General features: G+C 67.3%; 7 protein-coding genes and 1 tRNA gene. 5 read left to right on the top strand and 3 right to left on the bottom strand.

Translation table 11 applies throughout. The features are described 5' to 3' along the window. Positions 1–932 (bottom strand): GTP-binding protein (locus tag ACFE77_RS15630; RefSeq protein WP_375422571.1); only part of this gene is annotated, 932 nt, incomplete at its 3' end. A 112-nt stretch (positions 933–1,044) separates the two neighbouring features. Between ACFE77_RS15630 and ACFE77_RS15625 the strand changes: the two genes are divergently transcribed. Then, complete coding sequence (locus ACFE77_RS15625) at positions 1,045–2,061, top strand: helix-turn-helix domain-containing protein (protein ID WP_375422570.1); 1,017 nt, start codon at positions 1,045–1,047, stop codon at positions 2,059–2,061. A gap of 13 nt (positions 2,062–2,074) precedes the next feature. Here the strand turns inward: ACFE77_RS15625 and ACFE77_RS15620 are convergent, their stop codons facing one another. Next, positions 2,075–2,587, bottom strand: coding sequence for an AAA family ATPase (locus ACFE77_RS15620; protein WP_375422569.1), 513 nt, complete (start codon positions 2,585–2,587; stop codon positions 2,075–2,077). Beyond that, a complete protein-coding gene (pnuC, locus tag ACFE77_RS15615; RefSeq protein ID WP_375422568.1) occupies positions 2,584–3,186 on the bottom strand; it encodes a nicotinamide riboside transporter PnuC in 603 nt (200 codons plus the stop codon). The genes ACFE77_RS15620 and pnuC overlap by 4 nt, the downstream gene beginning before the upstream one ends. Before the next feature lie 271 nt (positions 3,187–3,457). Here pnuC and ACFE77_RS15610 point away from each other — a divergent pair, with 271 nt between their 5' ends. From ACFE77_RS15610 to dinB, 4 genes are all read left to right on the top strand, one after another. Continuing rightward, positions 3,458–4,756 carry an FAD-dependent oxidoreductase gene (locus ACFE77_RS15610; RefSeq protein WP_375422567.1) on the top strand — a complete coding sequence of 433 codons (1,299 nt, stop codon included), beginning with the start codon at positions 3,458–3,460 and terminating at the stop codon, positions 4,754–4,756. Positions 4,757–4,839: 83 nt separating this feature from the next. Continuing rightward, positions 4,840–4,916, top strand: a tRNA-Pro gene (locus ACFE77_RS15605). Positions 4,917–5,067: 151 nt separating this feature from the next. Further along, positions 5,068–6,447: a diguanylate cyclase gene (locus ACFE77_RS15600; protein ID WP_375422566.1), complete on the top strand. Its 1,380-nt coding sequence runs from the start codon at positions 5,068–5,070 to the stop codon at positions 6,445–6,447. 105 nt (positions 6,448–6,552) lie between these two features. After that, positions 6,553–7,009: DNA polymerase IV (gene dinB / locus ACFE77_RS15595; RefSeq protein WP_375422572.1), on the top strand; the 457-nt coding region annotated here is incomplete at its 3' end.

The raw sequence follows: 7,009 nt of genomic DNA, 5'->3' as shown, positions 1-7,009 counted from the left end.
TCGAAGTCGTTGGCGTCGACCGGGAACAGCCCGCAGAACACCACCGGCTGGACTTCCTTGAAGCCCTCCAGCGCCTGCGCCGCGGGCCGCTTGGCGTCGGTCAGCGTGTCGCCGACGCGGGCCTGCGCGACGTCCTTGATCTGCGCGGTGATGAAGCCGATCTCGCCGGGGCCGAGGTCCGGCAATTGCTCGATCTTCGGGCGGAAACAGCCAACGCGGTCGACCAGATGAATGGTCCCCGCGTTCATGAACTTGATCTGCTGGCCCTTCTTCATGACCCCGTCGATGACGCGGACGAGGATGACGACGCCGAGATACGGGTCGTACCAGCTGTCGACCAGCATCGCCTTCAACGGCGCATCGATGTCGCCCTTGGGTGCGGGAATCTTGGTGACGATCGCTTCGAGGATCTCGGCGATGCCGATCCCGGCCTTGGCGCTTGCCATCACCGCGCCCGACGCGTCGAGGCCGATCACGTCCTCGATCTCCTTCCGCACCTTTTCGGGCTCGGCGGCGGGGAGATCGATCTTGTTGATCACCGGCACGATTTCATGGTCGTGCTCGATCGACTGGTAGACGTTGGCGAGGGTTTGCGCTTCCACCCCCTGCGCCGCGTCGACCACCAGCAACGCGCCCTCGCACGCCGCGAGGCTGCGCGACACCTCGTAGGCGAAGTCGACATGGCCCGGCGTGTCCATCAGGTTGAGCACGTAATCGAGCCCGTCCTGCGCCTTGTAGGCGAGGCGCACGGTCTGCGCCTTGATGGTGATCCCGCGTTCCTTCTCGATGTCCATATTATCGAGGACCTGTTCGGACATCTCGCGCTCAGTTAGCCCGCCGGTCTGCTGGATCAGCCGGTCGGCCAGGGTCGACTTCCCATGGTCGATATGCGCGATGATGGAGAAATTGCGGATGCGGTCGAGCGGCGTCATCCGGGCGCCCTAGCAGCGCCGCCCCGCGTTGCCAAAGGCTGTGCTGCGTTCGCCTTCGACACGCTCCGACGACGGGCAACCGGATCGCCGTCCGACCGCCTATGATAGTCCGATGACTGCCTCCGCTCCAGACCACGTCGCTCCGCTGCGGCATGGCAACTCGTCGGCGCCCGTCGTCGCTAGGTCGGCTGACGGGATCGTCATCGCCACGGTCGCATTCGACGGTCTGTCGACGGAGGAACGCGCGCGCCGATACGCGCTCGCGACCAACGGATTGTTCGACACGCGGACGCTGACCGCCGATCCGCAGGCGACGCTGCACGGCATCTTCCTCGACGCGCTGCACGTCACCTTCGGCACGATATCGGCGCGAGAGTCGCGGCGTACGACGGCGCTGCATGCGCGCGATCGGGCCGACGGGATCCTGTTGCAACTGACGCGTGCCGGCCGGTGGCAGGCGCGCATCGCCGGCCGCACGATCGGCGGCGAGGCGGGCAGCATGGTTTTGCTCGATCTCGCCCAGCCGTTCGCGGTCAGCACCGACGGCGACCAGGCGTTCGTCATCGTCACGATCCCGCGCTCGATGGCCGAGCGGCTGGCGCCCGATCCCCGGACGCTCCACGGCCGGACGCTCGACCCGACCGCGGGCGGCGTGCTGGCGGGGTTTCTGGGGGGCGTGGTGACGCATGCCGCGGCCATTAAGGCGGAGCAGGCGCCGGCGCTGGCGGAGATGCTGATCGAGCTGATCGGGCTCGGCTTTCGCGCCGACGCCGCCCCCTCGACGGGCGAGCGGCGCGGTCCGCGACGGCGGCTGCGCGACCGGGTCGAGCGGCTGATCGCGATGCGGCTCAATGCCGAAGATCTGACGCCGGACTGGGTCGCGCGCAAGCTCGGCCTGTCGCGCAGTGAACTCTATGCGGCATTCCCGACCGGCGGCGGCGTGGCGCGGCTAATTTGGGAGAAACGCCTCGCCGCAGCCCGCCTCGCGCTCGCCGATCCGCTCGACGATCGCACGATCGGCGCGATCGCCCGCTCGTTCGGCTTCGCCAGCGACGCGCATTTCTCGCGCGCGTTCAAGCAGCGGTTCGATTGCACGCCGACCGCCGCGCGCAAGGCCGCACGAGGCTGATTCCGCTGTGCCGTCAGACCGACGCGATCGCCGCGAGCACCGCCATCCACCGGGCGTCGCCCTCGCCGCTGATCAGCCGCCAGGGCACGCCCCGGCGTTCGAGTTCGCGCCTGGAAAGGTCGAAGAAGCGTTGCCGGTCCTCGGTCCGTCCGAACATGCGGGTGCCGTCGTCCTCCCAGGGCAGGTCGATGTCGAACAGCAGATAGAGGTCTGCGGTCCCGGTCCAGTTCGCGAACCACGGATCGCGGCGGCCGAACAGCATGTCCGCCCAGACCGCGGTCATCAGCGGATCGGTATCGAGGATTACCGGATACTCGCGTTCCGCCAGCGCCGCCTTGACCTTGGCATCATGCGACCGCGCGATCGCGAGCAGATCGGCCATCGACAGATCGGTGCCGAACGCCTCGCAATAGGTGCGGCCGAATTCGGCAAAGCAGCTGCTGTCGAAATGCCGCGCGAGCCGCGGCGCGATCGTCGACTTGCCGGTGCTCTCGGGGCCGTGAAGGCAGATCGACCGCAGCGTCATGCCGCCACCGCCGGGATCGCCGCGATCCCGTTGTCCGTGTCCTGCCGTTGCATCACCCGGCGCCAATCGACCAGGCCCCAGATCGCAAGGACCAGGAACACCGCATAGAGCAGCGCGGTCAGCCACAATCCCTTCTGTAGGTACAGCCCAATCGATCCGATATCGACTGCGATCCAGATCGCCCAATTCTCCCATTTGCGCTGCGCCATCAGGACCTGCGCGGCGATGCTCGCGACCGCGATCGCCGCATCCCACCACGGCAGCGCGGCGTCGGTGAACCGATGCATCAGCGCGCCCCAGCAGAGCGCCGCGACGACGCTGCCCGCCGCCCACCGCCCGCGCGACTGCGCCGACATCGGCTCGACGACGATCGCGCCGGCATCCGCGCGGTTCGCCGCCCAGCCGATCCAGCCATAAATATTGACGACGAAGAAGAACCCCTGGAGCAGCGTGTCGCTATACAACCGCGCCTGCCAGAAGACCGCAGCGTAGAGCGTGACCATCGCCAGCGCGAACGGATAGTTCCAGACGCTGCGCCGCACGACGAGCGTCACGTTGATCACGCCGAGCGCGAAGGCGATCGCTTCCAACCAGGTCACCGGGGGTGACTAGCAGGGCTGTCGTCGCGGTAAAGCGGGGATCTTGCGGGTGCCCTTCGGCTCGGGTTCGAAGATGTGGACCGATCCTTGTGCTCCCGCGAAGGCGGGAGCCCAGGACCAAGCAGAACCGCAAGCGTTACATTGCTTGACCTTGGATCCCCGCCTTCGCGAGGATACAAGGAGGGCGGAAGATCGCGTCCTCATCCTGCCGCCACACTCTTCCACCCCACCCCCCACCAGCCTATCGTCGCATCAAAGCAGGAGAGCATGGATGCGCCACGTCGCCGTGATCGGCTCGGGACCCGCGGGCTATTATACCGCGGAGGGCTGCCAGAAGCAGTTCGGAGATGCGGTGCGGGTCGACATCATTGATCGCCTGCCGGTGCCTTATGGCCTGATCCGCACCGGCGTTGCGCCCGACCACCAGTCGATCAAGGGAGTCAGCCGCCGGTACGAGGCAACCGCGCTCAGCGACAATGTCCGCTTCGTCGGCAACGTCACCGTCGGCAAGGATGTGACCATCCCTGAGCTGCTCGAACTCTACGACGCGGTGGTGCTCGCCACCGGCGCGCCGCACGACCGTGCGCTCGGCATCGCGGGCGACGATCTGCCGGGGGTGATCGGGTCGGCGGCCTTTGTCGGCTGGTATAACGGCCATCCCGACTTCGCGGGCCTCGCGCCGCCGCTGCACGGTCCCGGCGCGGTGGTGGTCGGCGCGGGCAACGTCGCGCTGGACGTCGCGCGGATCCTCGCCAAGACGCAGGACGAGTTCGGCGGATCGGACATCGTCGGCCACGCGCTCGCGCATCTCGGCGACCACACGATCGACACGGTCACGATCCTCGCCCGGCGCGGCCCGCACGAGATTGCGATGACGCCCAAGGAACTCGGCGAACTCGGCCATCTCGTGCGCGCGGTGCCCTTGGTCAATCCCGCCGACCTGCCCCCGCCCGAAGCCGATGCCGCGCTGGAGCCGGGCCTGCGCAAGTCTGTCGCGCATCTCCGCGATTTTGCGACGCGCACCCACGACAAGCCGATCCGGGTCGTCTTCGATTTCTTCGCGATACCGGTCGCGATCGAAGGGGACGGCCGCGTCGAACGCGTGATCGTCGAGCGTACCCAGATCGAAGACGGCCGCGCGATCGGCACCGGGGAGACCTATGCGATCCCCGCCGGCCTGGTCGTCAGCTGCATCGGCTATCGCACGCCACCGCTGGACGGTGTGCCCTATGACGACCGGCTCGGCCGGTTCGCCAACGAGAATGGCCGGATCGCGCCCGGGCTCTACGCCGTCGGCTGGGCACGGCGCGGGCCGACCGGGACGATCGGCACGAACCGCCCCGACGGGTTCATGATCGCCGAGCACATTGCCGCGGACGTTCCGGAGGACGCCGCCAAGCCTGGCCGTGCCGCGCTCGATGCGCTGTTCGCCGCACGCGGCGTCGACGTGGTCACCTTCCGGGACTGGCAGCGGATCGACGAGGCGGAGATCGCGCACGCCCGTACCGGATCCCCGCGCGAGAAGTTCACCGCGGTCGACGAGATGCTCGCCGCCCGATCGCCAGGATGATGCTTTGCTCCAGTCTGGCGTTGTTTGGCTTTTGCCCTTGATCACTGATGGTGTCGCGGCTAGGCGCAGCACCGGCAATGTGTCGGGGCGTGGCGCAGTCTGGTAGCGCACTGGTCTCGGGGTCCAGGGGTCGTAGGTTCGAATCCTATCGCCCCGACCATTGCCCGTCGTCTTAGGTGCTTGACTCGCCCCCTTCGGCGAACGCCCGCGACTGAACGCTGTGCGGGCGCGAAAAAGTACAGTGATCAGCCAAGTCGCCGCTGAACACCCGCTATGATGGACCGAGGACATCGGTCCCGCGGGAACCAGTATTGCGCGTCGCACGAATGCCAGCCTTTGCGTTTCCCCGACACGGCATCCACCGCCTGATCGGCTGGGTCCGTGCCTTTTTCGATTCGCTGTTCTCGCTCGGCACGCTGGAGCCGTTGTACGACGCCGCAGCCGAAGGCGACGAGGCGTTGCTCGGCGAAGTCGACGCGGCGCTCGCCTCGACCGACTATGGGGCAAAGTTCAGCAGCCTGATCGAGCATCGGTACAAGTCCTCGACCGCCAAGCCGCGCGCCAAGCTCTATGCCCGACTGTCCGTGACCGGCCTGATAATCTACAACATATTCCTCTTCATCGACGCGGCGATCGTGCCCGACGTGATGTGGCTCGCAATCCCGTTGCAGCTCTGCGTGGTCACGCCGATCACGATCGCGTCCATGGTCCTGACCGGCCGTGACGGCGTCGATCCGGAACTGCCGAGCTTCTTCTGCATCAGCCTCATGTGCGCGGGAACGATCGCGTTGTTCATGGTGTCGCGGTCGCCGCACGTGAACCTGTTCGCCTGCCTGTTCGGGCTGTTCCTGATATCGGGCAACGTCGCACTGGCCCTCAGTTTCGCGACCTCGCTGGCGTTTTCGGTGCTGTGCGTAGCGGGGGTGTCGACCGCGATCATGCTCCACCCGATGCTCGACACGGGCGACCGGGTGTTCTCGCTGGCGATGCTGGTCGCGACCGCCAATTATTCCCTGGCGGGCAGCTACCGCGTCGAATCGGGTCTGCGCTCGGCCTATCTGTTCGCGCTGCGCGAAAGCCTGCGGGCCCGGTTGCTCGCCGCGTCGAACCAGAAACTACAGTCGCTGGTCGCGATCGACGGGCTGACCGGAATCGGCAATCGCCGGCATCTCGACGAAACGCTCGAGCTGCTGTGGCAGAGCACCGCACGCAACCGATCGATCGCGTTCCTGATCATCGACATCGATCACTTCAAACGGTTCAACGACGATCACGGCCATCAAACGGGCGACGAATGCCTGCGCCGGGTCGCGCAGGCGCTGGCCGACGCGGTCGCCATCCCGACCGCCACGGTCGCGCGCTATGGCGGCGAAGAGTTCGCGGTCGTCGTCCCCGGGCTCGCGATCACCCGCGCGACCGCCTTGGCGGAGCGCCTCCGCCGCACCATCGAAGGGCTGGAGATCGAGCTCGCGAGCGGCGAAAGGCTCGCGGTGACGATCAGCGTCGGTTGTTCGGTGGCGACGCCGTCGACGTGGATCGATCCGGCCGACCTGATCGAGCATGCCGATGCCGCGCTTTACGACGCCAAGCGAGCCGGTCGGAACCGGGTCGGGATCGCGGGCGATGTCGTCCACAAGATGCCCGCACTCCCCGCCCCGCAACCCGTGACGATCGAGGCCGCGGTGGATTGACTTGTCGGGCGCCGCACGGTCGGGTCGCACGCGATCATGTTGGCCGACGCCGCCCCCCTGCCCGATCCGCTCGCCCCGCCGCAGCGCAAGATCATCCATATCGACATGGATGCGTTCTACGCGTCGGTCGAGCAGCGCGATGATCCCGCACTCCGGGGGCGCCCGCTCGCGGTCGGCGGGTCGAAGGCGCGTGGCGTGGTCGCGGCGGCGAGCTACGAGGCACGCGCATTCGGGGTGCGATCGGCGATGCCGTCGGTCACCGCGCTGCGGCGCTGCCCCGATCTCGTCTTCGTGCCGCCGCGCTTTGACGTCTATCGCGAGATTTCGCGGCAAATCCACGCCATCTTCGCGGATTACACCGCGCTGATCGAGCCGCTGTCGCTCGACGAGGCCTATCTCGACGTGACCGAGGATCGCCGCGCCCTGGGTTCGGCGCGCGCGATCGCCGAGCAGATCCGCGCTCGCATTCGTGCCGAGACCGACCTCACCGCGTCCGCCGGCGTCAGCTACAACAAGTTCATCGCCAAGCTGGCATCGGACCAGAACAAGCCCGACGGCATCT

The sequence above is a fragment of the uncultured Sphingomonas sp. genome (assembly GCF_964243315.1).
Classification (GTDB): Bacteria; Pseudomonadota; Alphaproteobacteria; order Sphingomonadales; family Sphingomonadaceae; genus Sphingomonas.
The sequence above is the reverse complement of the archived record's forward strand: the minus strand, read 5'-3'. Positions and strand labels throughout refer to the sequence as shown.

Excerpts from the sequence above, each read along its gene's own strand:
- ACFE77_RS15620 (WP_375422569.1), bottom strand. The coding sequence starts at position 2,587 with ATGACGCTGCGGTCGATCTGCCTTCACGGCCCCGAGAGCACCGGCAAG.
- ACFE77_RS15625 (WP_375422570.1), top strand. The coding sequence starts at position 1,045 with ATGACTGCCTCCGCTCCAGACCACGTCGCTCCGCTGCGGCATGGCAAC.
- ACFE77_RS15610 (WP_375422567.1), top strand. The coding sequence starts at position 3,458 with ATGCGCCACGTCGCCGTGATCGGCTCGGGACCCGCGGGCTATTATACC.